16 protein-coding genes are annotated in these 17,200 nt (G+C 65.0%); 7 read left to right on the top strand and 9 right to left on the bottom strand.

Features of this window, described 5'->3' with window-relative positions:
• Nucleotides 1–27 precede the first annotated feature (27 nt).
• Both ppk2 and L0U83_RS21970 read right to left on the bottom strand, forming a co-directional pair.
• Entirely contained in the window at nucleotides 28–1,119 is a 1,092-nt protein-coding gene (gene ppk2, locus L0U83_RS21975) for a polyphosphate kinase 2 (RefSeq protein ID WP_233886199.1), read from the bottom strand.
• Nucleotides 1,120–1,311: 192 nt separating this feature from the next.
• Complete coding sequence (locus L0U83_RS21970) at nucleotides 1,312–1,530, bottom strand: HP1242/YdcH family protein (RefSeq protein ID WP_233886198.1); 219 nt, start codon at nucleotides 1,528–1,530, stop codon at nucleotides 1,312–1,314.
• Nucleotides 1,531–1,766: 236 nt separating this feature from the next.
• Between L0U83_RS21970 and L0U83_RS21965 the strand changes: the two genes are divergently transcribed.
• The gene (locus L0U83_RS21965) at nucleotides 1,767–3,419 is read left to right on the top strand and encodes a CHAD domain-containing protein (protein WP_233886197.1); all 1,653 of its coding nucleotides are present in this window, start codon (nucleotides 1,767–1,769) and stop codon (nucleotides 3,417–3,419) included.
• A gap of 86 nt (nucleotides 3,420–3,505) precedes the next feature.
• Complete coding sequence (locus tag L0U83_RS21960) at nucleotides 3,506–4,429, top strand: TOBE domain-containing protein (RefSeq protein ID WP_373321097.1); 924 nt, start codon at nucleotides 3,506–3,508, stop codon at nucleotides 4,427–4,429.
• A 44-nt stretch (nucleotides 4,430–4,473) separates the two neighbouring features.
• On the opposite strand, the gene L0U83_RS21955 is transcribed toward L0U83_RS21960, so the two are convergent.
• A complete protein-coding gene (locus tag L0U83_RS21955) occupies nucleotides 4,474–5,175 on the bottom strand; it encodes a phosphatase PAP2 family protein (RefSeq protein ID WP_233886195.1) in 702 nt (233 codons plus the stop codon).
• Nucleotides 5,176–5,462: 287 nt separating this feature from the next.
• On the opposite strand from L0U83_RS21955, the gene L0U83_RS21950 reads away from it, so the two are divergent.
• Together L0U83_RS21950 and L0U83_RS21945 are read left to right on the top strand one after the other, a co-directional pair.
• On the top strand, nucleotides 5,463–6,638 hold the full coding sequence (locus L0U83_RS21950) for an extracellular catalytic domain type 1 short-chain-length polyhydroxyalkanoate depolymerase (RefSeq protein WP_233886194.1): 1,176 nt from the start codon (nucleotides 5,463–5,465) through the stop codon (nucleotides 6,636–6,638).
• Nucleotides 6,639–6,739: 101 nt separating this feature from the next.
• The gene (locus tag L0U83_RS21945; protein ID WP_042269847.1) at nucleotides 6,740–6,919 is read left to right on the top strand and encodes a DUF3563 family protein; all 180 of its coding nucleotides are present in this window, start codon (nucleotides 6,740–6,742) and stop codon (nucleotides 6,917–6,919) included.
• Between the two features lie 96 nt (nucleotides 6,920–7,015).
• On the opposite strand, the gene L0U83_RS21940 is transcribed toward L0U83_RS21945, so the two are convergent.
• From L0U83_RS21940 to L0U83_RS21930, 3 genes are all read right to left on the bottom strand, one after another.
• Nucleotides 7,016–7,819, bottom strand: a complete 804-nt coding sequence (locus tag L0U83_RS21940; RefSeq protein WP_233886193.1) for a BPSS1780 family membrane protein — start codon at nucleotides 7,817–7,819, stop codon at nucleotides 7,016–7,018.
• Nucleotides 7,810–8,817, bottom strand: coding sequence for a homoserine kinase (locus L0U83_RS21935; RefSeq protein WP_233886191.1), 1,008 nt, complete (start codon nucleotides 8,815–8,817; stop codon nucleotides 7,810–7,812). The genes L0U83_RS21940 and L0U83_RS21935 overlap by 10 nt, the downstream gene beginning before the upstream one ends.
• Before the next feature lie 174 nt (nucleotides 8,818–8,991).
• Nucleotides 8,992–9,399 carry a hypothetical protein gene (locus L0U83_RS21930; protein ID WP_233886189.1) on the bottom strand — a complete coding sequence of 136 codons (408 nt, stop codon included), beginning with the start codon at nucleotides 9,397–9,399 and terminating at the stop codon, nucleotides 8,992–8,994.
• A 215-nt stretch (nucleotides 9,400–9,614) separates the two neighbouring features.
• Here L0U83_RS21930 and L0U83_RS21925 point away from each other — a divergent pair, with 215 nt between their 5' ends.
• A complete protein-coding gene (locus tag L0U83_RS21925) occupies nucleotides 9,615–11,138 on the top strand; it encodes an AMP nucleosidase (protein WP_233886187.1) in 1,524 nt (507 codons plus the stop codon).
• 63 nt (nucleotides 11,139–11,201) lie between these two features.
• On the opposite strand, the gene L0U83_RS21920 is transcribed toward L0U83_RS21925, so the two are convergent.
• Together L0U83_RS21920 and L0U83_RS21915 are read right to left on the bottom strand one after the other, a co-directional pair.
• Complete coding sequence (locus tag L0U83_RS21920; protein ID WP_233886185.1) at nucleotides 11,202–11,729, bottom strand: chromate transporter; 528 nt, start codon at nucleotides 11,727–11,729, stop codon at nucleotides 11,202–11,204.
• On the bottom strand, nucleotides 11,726–12,331 hold the full coding sequence (locus tag L0U83_RS21915) for a chromate transporter (protein ID WP_233886184.1): 606 nt from the start codon (nucleotides 12,329–12,331) through the stop codon (nucleotides 11,726–11,728). Before L0U83_RS21915 ends, L0U83_RS21920 begins: the two co-directional genes overlap by 4 nt.
• A 100-nt stretch (nucleotides 12,332–12,431) precedes the next feature.
• Here L0U83_RS21915 and L0U83_RS21910 point away from each other — a divergent pair, with 100 nt between their 5' ends.
• The gene (locus L0U83_RS21910; RefSeq protein WP_233886183.1) at nucleotides 12,432–13,358 is read left to right on the top strand and encodes a transcriptional regulator GcvA; all 927 of its coding nucleotides are present in this window, start codon (nucleotides 12,432–12,434) and stop codon (nucleotides 13,356–13,358) included.
• Nucleotides 13,359–13,446: 88 nt separating this feature from the next.
• Here the strand turns inward: L0U83_RS21910 and L0U83_RS21905 are convergent, their stop codons facing one another.
• Nucleotides 13,447–14,220, bottom strand: coding sequence for an LOG family protein (locus tag L0U83_RS21905; protein ID WP_233886182.1), 774 nt, complete (start codon nucleotides 14,218–14,220; stop codon nucleotides 13,447–13,449).
• A 1-nt stretch (nucleotide 14,221) separates the two neighbouring features.
• On the opposite strand from L0U83_RS21905, the gene polA reads away from it, so the two are divergent.
• A complete protein-coding gene (gene polA, locus L0U83_RS21900; RefSeq protein ID WP_308445066.1) occupies nucleotides 14,222–17,023 on the top strand; it encodes a DNA polymerase I in 2,802 nt (933 codons plus the stop codon).
• The last annotated feature ends 177 nt before the right edge of the window (nucleotides 17,024–17,200 follow it).

Genomic DNA, 17,200 nt, shown 5'->3' with positions numbered 1-17,200 from the left:
CCGAGCGTGGAAAGGGCCACCACGCCGCTACAGCGCCCGACTCACCAGCAACGGATCGACCACTCCGATCGTCTCACCATCCCGACTCGCATACGGCAGCCTATGCAGCACGAACCGCATGGCATTCAGCCGCGCGCGTTTCTTGCAATCGGAGCGAACGACCGTCCACGGCGCATCGGCCGTGTCCGTTTGCGAGAACATCGCCTCCTTCGCCTGCGTGTACGCCTCCCACTTGTCGAGCGAAGCGAGATCGACAGGGCTCAGCTTCCATTGTTTGAGTGGATGCACCTTGCGTTCCTTGAAGCGCCGACGCTGCTCCGCGCGGCTCACCGAGAACCAGAACTTGATCAGGTGGATTCCGCTGCGAATCAACTGCCGCTCGAACTCCGGTACCTGCTGCATGAAATCAGCATATTCGTCAGGCGTGCAGAAACCCATGACATGCTCGACGCCGGCGCGGTTGTACCAGGACCGATCGAACAACACGATCTCCCCCGCCGAAGGCAGATGCTGCACATAGCGCTGGAAATACCACTGGCCGCGCTCGACTTCGGTAGGCTTTTCGAGCGCCACCACGCGCGCGCCGCGCGGGTTCAGATGCTCCATGAAGCGCTTGATCGTACCGCCCTTGCCGGCCGCGTCGCGGCCCTCGAAAAGGATCACCACGCGCTGGCCGGTTTCGCGCACCCACGCCTGGAGCTTGAGCAGTTCGACCTGCAGCCGATACTTCTGCCGCTCGTAGGCGCGACGCGACATCAAATTGCGATACGGATAACCGCCTTCGCGCCAGCCGGCGGCAAGTTCCTCGTCGGGGTGGCGCGTGCGCGAGTTGCGCCAGTCGGCAGGGTTGCCTTCGAGGATCAGGCTGCGCAACTGGGCGGCTTCGTCGGGTGACATACCTTGCATCAATGCCCCGATCGACTCGAGCAACATGGCGGGCGGATTTTGCCCGGCGCGCGTGCGCGTGACGAGATCATGGACAGCGCCCGCGATCACCGCGCTCGCGGACTCGACTGCACTGTCGACGCTGCGCAACTCGGCGCTATGGGGCGTGACGAGCGGCAGTTGTGCGGCGGGGCTGGTGGAGTCGGAAGCGGAGTAGGGAATGGATTTGGGCATGGTGTCGGCGGATGCGGAGATGGGAGTGCGGGCGGAGTGACTCGCATTCAAAGCGGGAGTAAAAAAGCGGGAGCATCGAAGCGGGACGAACAACGCGCGAGCGACAGTGGATCGCAGGAAAGCTGTCGCGACCTGATTGGCGGCGCCCGCGCAAAGCCGGCGGTCGATGGCCAGCGCTGGACGCCGCTTGCTTCAGGCGTTTGCCGCTTTTCTCAGGATCAGGTAGAGCGAGTCCTTGAGTTGAAGCTTTTCCTTTTTCATTTGCTCGACTTCCATGCCGTGCGAAGCCACGACGCCCGCCTCCATGTTCTTGATCTGCTGGTCGAGTTCGTTGTGACGATGAAAAATCCGGGCGAAATGGTCGTCCTGAACCTTGAGGCGTGAAATCAAATCTCTGTACTCTGGGAACACTCAACACTCCTTATAGATGGGCAAAATGGGAGAAAGTGAAACGTAATTATTTTTCCACCGTCTCGTCGTGGCAGTGTTGACCGTCATCAGATACACGCTGGAAGGGTCAGGGAGGTTACCTGGGGCGTCGACGCGCACTCGCGTGTACCATCAATCGCGTCGCCGCAGTTCCTGGTTCTCCATCCGCTTGCACTGTTCTACGCCTTCGCGCCCACCCACAGAACCCTGGAGCGTTCATGGATCGCGTTCTGGAAATCGTGCTGGATGTCGTGATCCCGGCAGCGCCGGATAGAAGAAGCTCCAAAGCCGCCGCGGCTGGAGCGGCCTCCAGTGCGCACGCCAGCCCGAAGCCTTCGGAGCGGGGCGTCAGCCTGTGCGCTGCCTTGCCGGCGCTCGTGCCGCTGCCCGATGCGCGCGAATGCGTGACGACGGTCGCCTTCGACCGCGACGGCGTCCTTGGGGGGCTCGGCTGGCGCGTCGCTGTCGAATCGCGCGGCGACACACAGCGCGTCGTCGTGTCGAGCCGGCGCGTTCATACGCCGGGGGTTACCGCGGTCGCGCCGATCTTCGAGGCGGCGCTCGATGCGAATGGCCTCGCGCATGCGCTCTTCGACGCCGCGCCAGAGCCGTTTCGCGAGGCGCTGGGCAGCGCGGACGATCTCTCTGCGTCCGCGACGCTCGTGGCTACGCGCAGCCGCTGGCAGTGGCCGCGCGACGGCATCGAGGTGCTGCTCACGTTGGACGAAGACCTGCGCGAGCCGTCTGCCCTGCCGCAAGCTGCGCTGGCCAACGACACTCACGGCGCGGAGGCGCCCCCGCCTGACTTGCCCGAGCTGCACGAGTTACGCGTGAGTGCGCCATGGCCCGAAGGCGAGGACGAGCGACCTGTCGTCGACGCGCTTTTTGCCTGCGCCGGCGAACTGATCGGGGCGCTGCCCGCGTTCGTGCGCCTGACCGACGCGCTCGAGCGCGCCGCCGCGGGCAGCGTGTTGGGCGACGCTGAAGCCGTCAAAGCCGAAGCCGTGGATCTCGGCGGCGCGGCCACGGCCGAAGCCGCGCTCGTGTCGATCGGGCGCAACATCAGCGCGCAGTGGTTCGGCAATGACGCGGGCGTGCGCGATAGCACGAACGGCGAGTTCATCCATCAGATGCGCGTGTCGCAGCGGCGGCTGCGCACCGCCATGCGCATCTTCTCGCGCTGGCGCGACGAGACCTGGGAGACGCGCATCGAGCCGGAGCTCAAATGGCTGGGCGGCCTGCTCGGCGAAGCGCGCGACCGCGACGTGTTTGTCGAATCGACGCTGCCGGCGCTCGCCACCGCCGACCTCGAGCCGGGGCGCTGGAACGCGATCCGCGAGGAGGCGAACGCGCAACGGCTCGCCGCACGAGCGCGGCTGCGCGAGGGGCTGGCTTCGCAGCGCTACGCGAGGGCGGCGCTGGCGTGGCTGCAGTGGCTCGACACACTCGCGCGGCGCGCGAGCGACGGGAGCGGCACTGGGCGTTCGCTGCACCGCCACGCGAAGAAGCGCGTGCGGCGCTACTACGAGCGGCTCGTGAGCACGCAAAAGCTCACCGCCATCGACGAGGCGAGCCGCCATCGCGCGCGCATCAATGCGAAGTATTTGCGCTACACGATCGAATTCTTTGCCACGCTCACGTCGCGCCGCACGCGCGTGGAGGTGGCGCGCACACTCGCGCGGTTGCAGAGCGTGCTCGGCGACGGCAACGACGCCGCGGTGGCCCTGCGCTATCTCGAGCGCATGGATGCCGAGCCGTATCAACTTGGGTTCGCGCGTGGCTGGTGCGAGGCCGTCAAGCGCTATACCGCGAAGGAAGGTGAGCGCCTGCTGCGCGAACTGGGCGCGCCGAAGGTGCCGCGCGGCGCCTGAGGCGCGTCTCTATAATCGCTGGCGGATTTGGCGGACCACGCCGAACCTTCGCTTGTTTCGTCTTGTTTTTGCTCGTTTTACGCATGATGAATCCCACTGACTCGAACTCCCCATCCACCGGCGCCGGCCACGCAGATGCCGGTTCCACAGACACATCCCAATCCTCCGAAGCGCCGGAACTGGGTCTGGGCGGCTCGGTCTGGTTTCAGTCCGGCCAGCAGATGCTCGGTGGCGCGGCGCGCATCGCGCTGCTCGAAGCGATCCACGCGACCGGCTCGATCACAGGCGCTGCGAAGGGGGTCGGTATGAGCTACAAGGGCGCCTGGGACGCCGTCGACGTCATGAACAACCTCGCGGGCGAAGCGCTCGTGGTGAGGGCGACGGGCGGCAAGGGCGGCGGCGGAACGACGCTCACGCCGCGCGCCCTGCGGCTCATCGAAACGTTTCGCGCCATCGAGCGCGAGCACCAGCGCTTTCTCGAGCGCGCGGCGCATGCGCTCGGGGCCGTTTCGAATGAAGGTGCCGATGCACAGGCCGGCGGTTTCGCGCGCGACCTGGCCGTGCTCGGGCGCTTCGCCATGCGCACGAGCGCGCGCAATCAACTTTTTGGCACCGTCTCGGCAATCGTGAGGGGCGCGGTCAACGACGAGGTGTCGATCGCGCTGCCCGGCGGCGAAGCGCTCGTCGCCACGGTCACGCGAGAGAGCGCCGAAGCCCTCGGACTTGCCGCAGGCGCACCCGTGGTGGCGCTCGTGAAGGCGACTTCGGTCGTGCTGGTCGCGAGCGCGGCGGATGCGGCGCGGCTTTCGGCGCGCAACCGGCTGAGCGGGACAATCGAGGTCGTGCGGCGCGGTGCCGTGAACGCCGAAGTGACGCTCGCCCTGCCGGGCGGCACCATGATCGCGGCGATCGTGACCGACGCGAGCGTGGACGCGCTCGGCTTCGCCGCAGGGCAAGCGGCGACGGCCGTGTTCAAGGCTTCGAGTGTGCTGCTAGGCGTGGGCGGCTGAGCGTCCGGGCAGCGGCCGGCCGCGGTGCGGCCGGCGAGGCGGGATCAGGCGTGGCGCTGCGCGGGCGGCGCGAGGCCGTTGCGGGTTTGCGAGACGGGCGCCACGGGTGCGCGGTTGGTGCGATTGGCCTTCCATTTGGCGCGCACGTAGGGCCGGTCGTGGCCCGAAACGGTCAGCGCGATGTTCGTGACCCAGCGATGCGTGGGCACATGCACGTTGTGCAATGCGATAGTGAGTGCCGCGAGGCTCAGCGCGACGACCGCCGCCGAAATGCGCTGGGGCTGTGCTTGCCACCAGTACCGCGCGAACACGAGCGCGGTGAGCGCCCCGACCACACAGCCCGTGACAGCCTCGGAAGGCGAGTGGGCGTCGAGCACCACGCGCGAGAGCGCGACCGCGAGCCCCACCGCGAGCCCAATCGTCACGCCTGCGGCGCGCATCAACGATGGTGCGCCTTGCAGCACCAGGAAAAACGCGACGGGATAGACGGCCGTGGAAAGCATGGCGTGGCCGCTGATGCCCGTGAAGTCCATGTCTCTTACACCCACGCCCCAGCCGAGAAACGCGATTTTGGTGAGCGTCACGAGGCCGATTGCCAGGCCGAGCACGAACACCCAGCTCGCCGCCATGCGCCACGAGTAGCCGACCACGAGCCACAGCGCGATAGCCAACGCGAGCGGCAGGGTGAGGCCTGCGCCGCCGAGGTTGGTAATCGAGTACCAAAGGTGAATCGGTAAATCTGGCATGAGTGCGCGCTGCCGGCTGTCAGAAGAGAATCCAGGGATTGCAGGTGCTGAGCCGCTACCTGATAGCTACTCAACGCGCGAGGCGCCTGGCTGGCCGACACGCGCGCGAGACAAGCATCCAGTATAGCCGCGTCGCATAGACGAAGGCGTGGCACGACGAACGTACACAAGGACGAAATCGAACGGCTTCGATCTGCAGCCGCCTCCAAATGGTGTTATTGTGCGTTGCACAACGACGGATCGCGGCAAAACGCCACGATGTGTCGGACCCTTTTATGAGGCCATAGATGACGAAAAATCTGACGAAGCTATGGGCAGGTGGCATGCGACGTCTGCTCGCCATCCAGACCCGCGCTTCCCGCGACGCCCTGAAGGGCGCGGGGATCGATACGCCCAAGCCGCAGGCAATCTGGCGCGCCGCTCAGGCCGCAGCCGATCAGGCGGCGAAGCACGCTACGCAGGCGCGCAGCCGCGCGCCGATGCGGGAGTCGCGCGTGGGTCCGCGCGCGGCCGCCTGGGCCGCGGGCGAATGGCACCGCGCTGAGCACCTTGTACCGGCGAACACCCAGCATGCCGGGCGCTCGCTGCCCTACGGGCTCTATCTTCCCCCAGGGCAAAAGACAGCGGGCATGCCGCTCGTCGTGATGCTGCACGGCTGCAAGCAATCGATGGACTCTTTCGCGGAAGGCACGCGCATGAATCTGCTCGCCGACCGCCATGGGTTCGCCGTGGTGTATCCCGAGCAGTCGGAGCGCGCCCACCCGCATCAATGCTGGCACTGGTACGACTCCCGCGACGCGGCGGGCGGCGGCGAGGCGGCAGCGATCGTTTCGCTCGTCGATACGCTCGTCGAAGAGCATGGGTTCGACCGCTCGCGCGTCTATCTGGCGGGCTTGTCGGCGGGCGCAGGGCTTGCCATGCTGCTCGCGGTGCGTTCGCCCAGCCGCTTCGCAGCTGTTGCGCTACATTCTGGCCCCGCTTTCGGTGAGGCACGCTCCGGTGTGACCGCGCTCGACGTGATGCGGCGCGGCGTGCACCACGATCCCGTGGCGCTCGTCGATACCCAATTGGGTGCACGCATTCACCCGGGCATGCCGGCAATCGTCGTGCAGGGCGACACCGATGCGGTGGTTGCGCCCGTCAACGCGGAACATCTCGCGGTGCAACTGCTGCGCCTGAATGGCCTTGCGGACTCGCGCGGCGTGCGTCAGGGCGTCGTGTCGCATGAGACTTTCAAGGACGGCTATCGCGAGCAGGATTACGAACTCGACGGCGCGAGCGTCGTGCGTTTGTGCCGCGTGGCGGACCTCGACCATGCCTGGAGCGGCGGCGACGACACCGTTCCGTTCCATTCCTCGACGGGACCGGACGCGAGCACGCTGATCTGGGACTTTTTCGAAGCTCATCGCCGCGAGGCCTTCGACGAGGCCTATGACGACGAATTGACGCAGGACGCAGGTTAAAAGCGTCTACGCGCAACTTAGGGGTTTACCCTGAATAGGGTTTTCCCTATAATGGCATCATTCGATTCGCGGGCACGTGCCCGTCAAAGAAGGGCCAAATCATGTACCTGCTCAGCCGTCTTTTCCTGTTCCTCTCCGAAACCGCCGAAGCTCGCCGCCAGCAGCGCGAGGAAGCGTATCTCGCGCAGTCCGTCGACATCTACGATCTCGAGTTCCGTATGCGCAAGATGGATCGCGAGAAGGCCACGCGCCACCCGTCGTGGATGAATCACTACGGCTAAGCAGTAATGCAGTGCCCCGCTATCACGGCGGGGCAAAACGAGAACGGCGCCCAAGGCGCCGTTTTTGCGTTTAAGCGTGCGTGATCGCCGCGCCGCTCAGCGGCCCGAGTCCGGCATTTCCGCGGGCTGCTTTTCCTGCACCCCGTAGCAGCCGCGATAGGTCGCGTAGAACGAGCAATAGAGCATCGTCGTCACGATGATGAGCGCGGGCATCAGGATCGCCACCGTGAAGTCGCCCGCGCCGAGCGCGCGCAGGAGCGCCGACAAGCCGATCGATACGACGGTCGAGACCGCGAACCACAGCGCGCCGTAGACCGTGAACGCGCCCTTGTTGCGCCAGCAGCTCACGATGCTGAAGAACATGGCCTTCATGGGCGGCACGTCGTGCCACGCCGTGAGCACGGGCGCGAACCAGAACAGCATCGACACCGGCACGTAGCAAAGCAGCGAGGCGAGCACCGCAAGCGGCACGTCGCTGTTGGCGAGCGCTTCGGCGTCGAGGTCGCCGCCGATCGTCATCAGGCGCAAAAGCGCGCCCCCGTCCACGAACGCAGACGCGGCCAGCACCAGCAACATCGCCACCACATAGATCGCCCCGAGCACCAGAAGCTGTTTCGCCACGTTGCTGCCGTACGAACGAAAGCCGTCGATCAAGATGGTCGGGAACACCGGCTTGCCTGCGATCGTGTCGCGGCACGCCGCCATGAAGCCGACGGCGACGCCTGGCACGAACAGGAGCGGCAGCACGCCGCCGATCACGGGAATGGCGGAAATCAGCGTCATCGCCAGCAAATAGGCGAAAAACAGCGTGAGAAACGCGAGCGGATTGCGGCGGAACAGCCAGATACCCTGGCGGAACCAGACGTAGCCCGTCTTCGCGGGGACTTCAATTAGTTGCATGGGCGATGGGGCAAGGCGTGATGGGAGCCAGCCTCGCTGCCGGCGAGGCGCTCGCGCAGGATGCGCTCGAAGTGGCCGGGATCGTGAGGCTTGAGCAGTTCGGCCGAGCGGGGCAGGTGGAAATCATACAGGCGCGAGACCCAGAAGCGGTACGCGCCTGCGCGCAGCATGTCCATCCAGTGACGCATTTCCTCGGGCGTGAACGGGCGCACGGTCTGGTAGGCGCGCAAGAGCGCGTCGGCGCGCGCCGTGTCGAGCTTGCCCGTAGCGAGGTCGACGCACCAGTCGTTCACGGTCACGGCCACGTCGAAGAGCCACTTGTCGCAGCCGGCGAAATAGAAGTCGAAAAAGCCGCCAAGCCGAACTTCGTGGCCCGGCGCCGGGTGCGAGTGCGCGAACATCGCGTTGTCGCGGAACAGGTCGCAATGGCACGGACCGCCCGGCATCGCTGCGTAGTCGGCCGAGGCGAAGAAGGCGCGCTGGTGGTCGAGTTCGCTCGTGAGGAGCGTGCGCTGGGCGTCGGCGAGAAACGGCAGCACCGTCGGCACCGTTTCTTCCCACCACGAAAGGCTGCGCAGATTCGGCTGGTCGCCGCGGTAATCGCGGCCCGCCAGATGCATGCGTGCGAGCATCTGGCCCACTTCCGCGCAGTGCTCCACGCCGGGCGCGAGTTCGGGCCTGCCTTCGAGCTTCGAGACGATGGCCGCCGGCTTGCCGTTCAGCAGGCCGAACAGCGCGCCGTCCTTGCGCGGCATGGGGTCGGGTACCGGCACGCGGTGCGAGGCGAGATGCCGCATCAAGTCGAGGTAGAACGGCAGTTGTTCGGCCGTCAGCTTTTCGAAGATCGTCAGGACGTATTCGCCGCGCGTCGTCGTCAGGAAGAAGTTGCTGTTTTCAATGCCGGACTGGATGCCGCGAAATTCGACGACATCGCCGAGATCGTAGTCGCGCAGCCATTGGGCAAGCTCTTGGTCGGTGACAGCGGTGAAGACGGCCATGCAAGAAGGTCGGTTGATTGGTAGTGGCGGGTCGGCGAACGCTGCGTCGTGCTGCCCGAAGGGCTTGCGAGTGTGTCCGGCTCAGGCGCGATGGCGGCGGCCCGGCTTTATGGGGCGCTGCACATGGCAACGGCGCGGGCATGCCCCATAAAGGCATGCGCGCGCTCAGGTGGCTCAGTAATGCAGGTTGATCGACGGCAGGCGCGTGCTGGCCTGGCCGTTGTTGCGCACTTGCGGCGAGGTGTCGGGGTTCGCGCTCATCGTGTAGCGCGTGCCGAAGTTCGAATGCACATTGATCTCGACGGGCTTGCCCTTGTCGCGGAACTCGGTGATTTCGGTGCCATTGCGGCTCACTTCGTGATAGCTGGGTACGCGTGGCACATCGTTGATGTTGACCTTCGAGGTGACGCGTGCGGCCGGCTGGTTGTTGATCGCGGCCAGGTCGGGCAGGCCCGCGCGTTCGTTCTCGGACTGCGCGGATTGTGCCTCGACGGCGGTCTTTGCGTCGTCGGCCGGCGCGGCCATGGCGATCCCGCTGAACGCGAGCGTCACCGCGACGGCGGCAAGAAGGTGCGACTTCATGGTCATTCTCCGATGGGATGCTCCGATTCTAGCAAATCCGGGCGCTTCGCCCCATGTCGCGCAAGCGCTGCGGCCCGCGCCCGGCGGGCGGTGCGCGGCGCCCGCAGCCCGCGCCGGGCTGGTGCTGCAAAAGCCCTGGGCGCGGCGAGGTCCGTCGCCAGAAATTCGCACCTTCCGTGGTAATGTGGACCCATCAAACGGAGAGGCGAACGAAGATGAACAACGACTACCTGCGGCCCCTCATGACGCCAGCGCACGACTTCCCGGACGAGTTTTTCGAAGACGCCGCCGACGCCGTGGCGCGCCTCTCGACCATTTACGAAGCGAATACGTCTTTCCTGCGCGACGCGTTTGCGCGCTATCGCCGCGGTGAGGCGTTCGAGCGGCGCGTGCGTGCGTGCTACCCGTTCGTGCGCATCCGCACCAACGTCAACACGCATATCGACTCGCGCCGTTCGTATGGTTTCGTGGCCGGCCCCGGCGTGTTCGAAACCACCGTCACGCGGCCCGATCTTTTCGGCAATTACTATCGTGAGCAGTTGCGTCTGCTCGCGAAGAACCATCACGTGGGTATCGAAGTGGGCGTGTCGGATCAACCGATTCCCGTGCACTTCGCGTTCGCTGAAGGCATCCATCTCGAAGGCGATCTTGACCGCGAGCGCCTCTTCGCCATGCGCGACGTGTTCGATGTGCCCGATCTCGCGCAGCTCGACGACCGCATCGTGAACGGCACCTACGAGCCGGAGCCGGGCGAGCCGCATCCGCTCGCGCTCTTCACGGCGGCGCGCGTGGACTTTTCTCTGCATCGGCTCAAGCACTACACGGCCACGTCGCCCACGCACGTGCAGAACTACGTGCTCTACACGAACTACCAGTTTTATATCGACGAGTTCGTGAAGCTCGGCCGCGCGATGATGGCGCATACCGACGATGCCGACCTGCGCAACTACCGCAGCGAATACACGTCGTTCGTCGAACCCGGCGACGTGGTGACCTACAACGCGAACCTGGGCGAGCAGGACGATGAGGGCACGGCGCCGGCGCGCCTGCCGCAAATGCCGGCCTACCACCTCAAACGAGCGGACGGCAGCGGCATCACGATGATCAACATCGGCGTGGGACCGTCGAACGCGAAGACGATCACCGATCACATTGCCGTGCTGCGTCCGCATGCGTGGATCATGCTTGGCCACTGCGCGGGCTTGCGCAATACGCAGCGCCTTGGCGACTACGTGCTCGCGCACGGGTATGTGCGTGAGGATCACGTGCTCGACGACGATTTGCCGCTATGGGTCCCAATTCCGGCGCTCGCGGAAGTGCAGCTCGCGCTCGAGCGCGCGGTAGCGGAGGTCACGAAGCTCGATGGCGTGGAACTCAAGCGCGTGATGCGCACGGGGACGGTGGCGAGCGTCGACAACCGCAACTGGGAGCTGCGCGATCATCGCGAGCCGGTGCAGCGCCTTTCGCAGAGCCGAGCGATCGCGCTCGACATGGAAAGCGCGACCATCGCCGCGAACGGATTCCGCTTTCGCGTGCCGTACGGCACCTTGCTGTGCGTCTCCGACAAGCCGCTGCACGGCGAGCTCAAGCTGCCGGGCATGGCCGATTCGTTCTATCGCGCGCAAGTCGATCAGCATTTGCAGATCGGCGTGAAGGCGATGGAGATTCTGCGTACGAACGGTTTGCACAAGCTGCATAGCCGGAAATTGCGCAGTTTTGCGGAGGTGGCGTTTCAGTAGGAGCGCAACGAACGGCGGCGGTTTTCGTGCAGGCCTAATCACACGCAACCGCCCGCCGTCACTTCACTGCCCAAACCCCGTCAACCCAATCAAACTCCCCGCGCCAAGCAGCCACAGCGGATGAATCTTCGTGCGAAACGCGAGCACGGCGCAGACGCCGGTAATCGCCCACGCGATCCACGAAGGATCTGAAGCCTTCGCAATCAGCACCGCACTCGCGGCCACGAGACCCGCCGTCACCGGCACGAGCCCCTTTTGCGCGATGCGCCGCCACGGGCGATCCTTGAAGCGGTCCCACGCATGCAGCGCGGCGATCGTGACGAGCGACGACGGTCCGAACTTCGCAATCGACGTAACCAGCATGCCGGCCCAGCCGGCCACGTGCCAGCCCACCAGCGTCACGACCATCATGTTCGGGCCCGGGGCGGCCTGGGCGAGCGCGAAGAGCGCGCTGAATTCGCTCGCGGGCATCCAGTGGTGCACCTCGACAACCTGACGTTGCATCTCGGGCAGGATCGTGTTGCCGCCGCCGAATGCGAGCAGCGAGAGCTGACTGAAGATCGCGGCGAGCGCAACGAGTGTGGCGGTCATCGCGGGCCTCCTTCCTTGCGCGCCGCGCGGGCCGCGAGCGCGATGCCGACGGGCGTGAGCACGAGCATGGTGGGCAAAAGCGGCGTGCGCAGCACGGCAATGGCCACAAAGCCGAGCGCAGCGACGACGGCCGCGGCGGGATCGCGCCGAAGCGGCAGCACGATTTTCAGGGCCATCGAGACGAGCAACCCGGCGGCAGCCGCGGCAAGCCCCACGAACAGATGCCGCACGTGCGGGTCGTTTTGCGTGCGCTCGTAGAGCACGCCAAGCCCGATCACGACGAGCGACGGACCCGCGATCAGGCCAAGGATGCCCGCAAGCGCGCCGCGCCAGCCCTGAAAGCGCATGCCGAGCGCAACCGACAGATTGATGACGTTGCCGCCCGGCAAGAACTGGCAGAGGCCGAGCAGGTCGGTGAACTCGCTGGCGCTGAGCCAGCGGCGCTGCTCGACGATGGTGCGGCGCGCCAACGGCAGTGCGCCGCCAAACGATGTGAAGCCAAGACCAAGGAAACCGAAGAACAGATCGCGCACCGTAGGCGTGTGCAGACCGCCGTGCGTGCCATGCGCGACGGCGACGGGCGGCGAGATGGGTTGTTTCATGAATGGAAGGGACCTCTGAGGCAAGCTCCGAGGTTAAGCCCAATCGCGCGCGCGGCAAAACGATTTCTATGGCGTTCTCTTGTGACCTACACTCACAAGCATGGCACGCTCCCTTCCTCCCTTTCCCGCGCTGCGCGCGTTCGAAGCCGCCGCGCGGCACAACAGTTTCTCCGCCGCGGCGGGCGAGCTCAATGTGACTCACGGTGCCATCAGCCGGCAAGTGGCCTCGCTCGAAGCGTGGGTCGGCGTGCAGGTGTTTCACCGTCACGGCAAGCGCGTCGCGCTGACCGAGGCCGGGCGGCGCTACCTGGCCGCCGTGCAATCGGCATTCGATGACATCGCGCGCGCAACCAACCAGTTGCGCGACACCGGCGTGGTGCACGTGCTGCGCGTGAACGCGCTGCCTACTTTTGCGATGAAATGGCTGCTGCCGCGGCTCTCGCAGTTTCAGCGTCTCGCGCCGAACGTCGAGTTGCGACTGTCCACTTCGAACGCGCCGGTTGATACGCTCGAAGGCTTCGACGTGGCCGTGCGGCGCGGACCGGCCCACTGGCCCGACTGCGAGGCTGGCCATTTTCTCGACGAGATGGAACTGCCGGTGTGCAGCCCGGCGCTGCTCAAACGCGCGCCGATTCATCAGGCAAGCGATCTTGCGCGCCACGTGCTGCTGCATTCGGACACGCGGCCCGATGCGTGGCGTACCTGGCTTGCGGCCGCAGGCGTGAAAGCCAAATGCCGGAAAAAGCAGTCGTTCGACCACTTCTATCTGGCCTTGCAGGCTGCCGTGGATGGTCTTGGCGTCGCGCTCGGCCCGCTACCGCTGCTCGACGACGAACTCGCGTCCGGTCGTCTCGTGACCCCGCTCGCGGGGCCGCATCTCGATGCGCGCGGTTACTGGTGGGTGGCGCGCCGCGAGGTGGCGCAAGCGCCGCTCGTATCGCAGTTTTGCCGCTGGCTGGAGGAGCAGGCGCGCGCACGGGCGCCGCACGGTGCATCCGGCGTGCCCGCAAGCGCGGAGAAAGCATGAGGGGGTACTGGACTAAAGCGCGAGCGCAACGGTGGCCTACTAAAACATCAACCGCAAGCCATCCGCACGCTGCGCTAAAAGCGATGCATCAGAGATAGAACATCCGGTCTTCGTCGGAGTCGCGGTCGCGGTCGCGGCGCGCCGGGTGCTGCTTGCCGGCATCTTCGGCGGTGTCCGCATCTTCGTAGAACTTGAGAACGGCTTCCAGCACCTGGTCCGGGTCGTCGATCACCTGCATCAAGTCCATGTCTTCGGGATTGATGAGGCCCATCGGCACGAGCGCCGATCGGAACCAGTCGAGCAGGCCCTTCCAGAACTCGGCGCCCACCAGAATGATGGGCACGTGACGCGATTTTTTCGTCTGGATGAGCGTGAGCACCTCGGCCAGTTCGTCGAGCGTGCCGAAGCCGCCAGGCATGACGATCACGGCGTCCGAGTTCTTCACGAACGTGACCTTGCGCGTGAAGAAATGGCGGAAGCGCAGCGAAATGTCCTGCCACTGGTTGCCCGACTGCTCGTGCGGCAACTCGATGTTCAGGCCCACCGAAGGCGACTTGCCCGCATGCGCGCCCTGATTCGCGGCTTCCATGATGCCGGGGCCGCCGCCGGAGATCACGGCGAAGCCCGCGTCCGAGACTTTTCGCGCGATCGTGCTGGCGAGCTGGTAGTACTCCGACTCCGGTTTCAGGCGGGCGGAACCATAGATGCTGACCGCTGGCCGGATCTCGGACAGGTATTCGGTCGCCTCGATAAACTCTGCCATAATCGTGAACATTTGCCACGATGCGCGCGCCTTTTTGGCCGTTGCGCGCTCTTGATCTGCGAGTGAACGCAGACTCGGAATCACTTTTCTCTTGTCCATAATGCCTGAAGAACTACGCGTGGAAACGAAGCTACAAAATGAGCTGGAAGGTAAGACCTTGTTGCTGGTCGACGGTTCTAGCTATCTCTATCGGGCCTTCCATGCGATGCCGGATCTGCGCGGTCCCGACGGCGAACCCACAGGTGCACTCTACGGCATCATCAACATGCTGCGTCGTATGCGCAAGGACGTTACGGCAGAGTATAGCGCGTGCGTGTTCGATGCAAAGGGCAAGACGTTCCGCGACGACTGGTACCCCGAGTACAAGGCCAACCGGCCTTCCATGCCTGAGCCGCTAGCAGCACAAATCGAGCCCATTCACACGGCGGTGCGTGCGCTCGGCTGGCCGCTGCTGATGATCGAAGGCGTCGAGGCCGACGACGTGATCGGCACGCTCGCTCACCAGGCGGAAAAGCTCGGCATGAAGGTCATCGTTTCCACGGGCGACAAGGACCTCGCGCAGCTCGTTACGGACCACGTCACGCTCATCAACACGATGACGAACGAAACGCTCGATCGCGAAGGCGTGATCGCGAAGTTCGGCGTGCCGCCTGAGCGCATCGTCGATTATCTCTCGCTCATTGGCGACACCGTCGACAATGTGCCGGGCGTGAACAAGTGCGGCCCGAAAACCGCGGTGAAGTGGCTCACGCAATACGATTCGCTCGATGGCGTGATTGCCCATGCGGACGACATCAAGGGTGCCGTGGGCGGCTATCTGCGTGACGCGCTCGACTTCCTGCCGATGGCGCGAAAGCTCGTCACGGTGGAAACGGCTTGCGAACTCAAGCCGCATCTCGAGTCGATCGAAGCGTCGCTCGCCACGCGCCCAGAAGCGCGCGAAGAACTGCGCGATATCTTCGCGCGCCACGGTTTCAAGACCTGGCTGCGCGAAGTGACCGAAGCGAGCCAGCAGAGCGAGACGGTGCCCGCTGCGACCCAGGGCGACGCGCCGCAGAAAGACGCGATTGTGCAGCCCGCGCTCTTCGTCGATGCGCCGCGCCATTACGAAACGATACAGACGTGGCCGCAGTTCGATACGTGGCTCAAGAAGATCGAGGCCGCCGAACTCACTGCGTTCGATACCGAGACCACGGCGCTCGACCCGATGGTCGCGAAGCTCGTCGGCATGTCGTTCTCGACGGAGCCGGGCGTGGCCGCGTATTTGCCGCTCGCGCATCGCGGCCCGGACGCGCCCGATCAGCTGCCGCTGGATGAAGTGCTCGCGCGCCTGAAGCCGTGGCTCGAAAGCGGGAAGCACAAGAAAGTCGGCCAGCACATGAAGTATGACGAGCAGGTGCTCGCGAACTACGGTATCGAACTGAACGGCGTGGAGCATGACACGCTGCTCGAATCGTATGTGCTCGAATCGCATCGCAGTCACGACATGGACAGCCTCGCGCTGCGCCATCTCGGCATCAAGACGATCAAGTACGAAGAGGTGGCGGGCAAGGGCGCACAGCAGATCGGCTTCGACGAAGTCTCGCTCGAAAAGGCCGCCGAATACGCTGCCGAAGACGCCGACGTCACGCTGCAACTGCACCGCGCGCTCTATCCGCAGATCGCGCCGGAGAAAGGCCTCGATTACGTCTATCGCAACATCGAATTGCCCACGTCGCGTGTGCTGCGCAAGATGGAGCGCAACGGCGTGCTCATCGATACCGAACGGCTCGACAAACAAAGCGCGGAAATCGCTGTGCGGCTCATCACGCTCGAACAGGAAGCGTATGCGCTCGCGGGCGGCGAATTCAATCTGGGCTCGCCCAAGCAGATCGGCCAGATATTCTTCGAGAAGCTGCAATTGCCGGTCGTGAAGAAGACGCCGAGCGGTGCGCCTTCCACCGACGAAGAAGTGCTGCAAAAACTCGCCGAAGACTACCCGCTGCCCAAGATCCTGCTCGAGCATCGCGGTCTTGCCAAGCTCAAGTCCACGTACACCGACAAGCTGCCGCGCATGGTCAATGCGCAAACGGGCCGCGTCCACACGAACTACGCACAGGCCGTGGCGGTCACGGGCCGTCTCGCGTCGAACGATCCGAATCTGCAGAACATCCCCGTGCGAACGGGTGAGGGGCGCCGCATTCGCGAAGCGTTCATCGCGCCGCCGGGTCACAAGATCGTTTCCGCCGACTACTCGCAGATCGAACTGCGCATCATGGCGCATATCTCGGGCGACGAGTCGCTGCTCGCGGCGTTCGCACGCGGCGACGACATTCACCGTGCCACGGCTGCCGAGGTGTTCAGCGTCACGCCGCTCGAAGTGAGCTCGGACCAGCGGCGCATCGCGAAGGTCATCAATTTCGGCCTGATCTACGGCATGAGCGCGTTCGGGCTCGCATCGAATCTCGGCATTACGCGCGATGCGGCGAAGCTTTATATCGACCGCTATTTCGCACGCTATCCGGGCGTTGCGCGCTACATGGACGAAACGCGCATGGATGCGAAATCGCGCGGCTATGTGGAGACCGTGTTCGGCCGCCGTCTGTGGCTGCCCGAGATCAACGGCGGCAACGGCCCGCGCCGCCAGGCCGCCGAGCGCGCCGCCATCAACGCGCCCATGCAGGGCACGGCCGCCGACCTCATCAAGCTTTCCATGGTCGCGGTGCAGACGTGGCTCGACGAACGCAAGATCGGCACGAAGATGATCATGCAGGTGCACGATGAACTCGTGCTCGAAGTGCCGGGCGACGAACTCGCCGAGGTGCGCAAGCGCTTGCCCGAACTGATGTGCTCGGTGGCGCAGCTCAAGGTGCCGCTCGTGGCCGAAGTGGGCGTGGGCGAGAACTGGGAAGAGGCGCATTGAAGGCACACGGAAAGCGCGTTGACGCGCTTAGTGAAGCTCTACTAAGTACATACTGAATGCGCTGTACCGCAACAAAGACTTAACTGCGCGCGCGCGATAAGGCAAGCATCGCGTGCGTGATGTCGCGAATGCGCGCCGCAAGGGTTGCCGCCGCGCGCTCCGTCAGCCGACAATGAC

This window comes from Paraburkholderia flagellata (genome assembly GCF_021390645.1).
Lineage (GTDB): Bacteria > Pseudomonadota > Gammaproteobacteria > Burkholderiales > Burkholderiaceae > Paraburkholderia > Paraburkholderia flagellata.
This window is presented reverse-complemented; position numbering and strand designations above follow the sequence as displayed.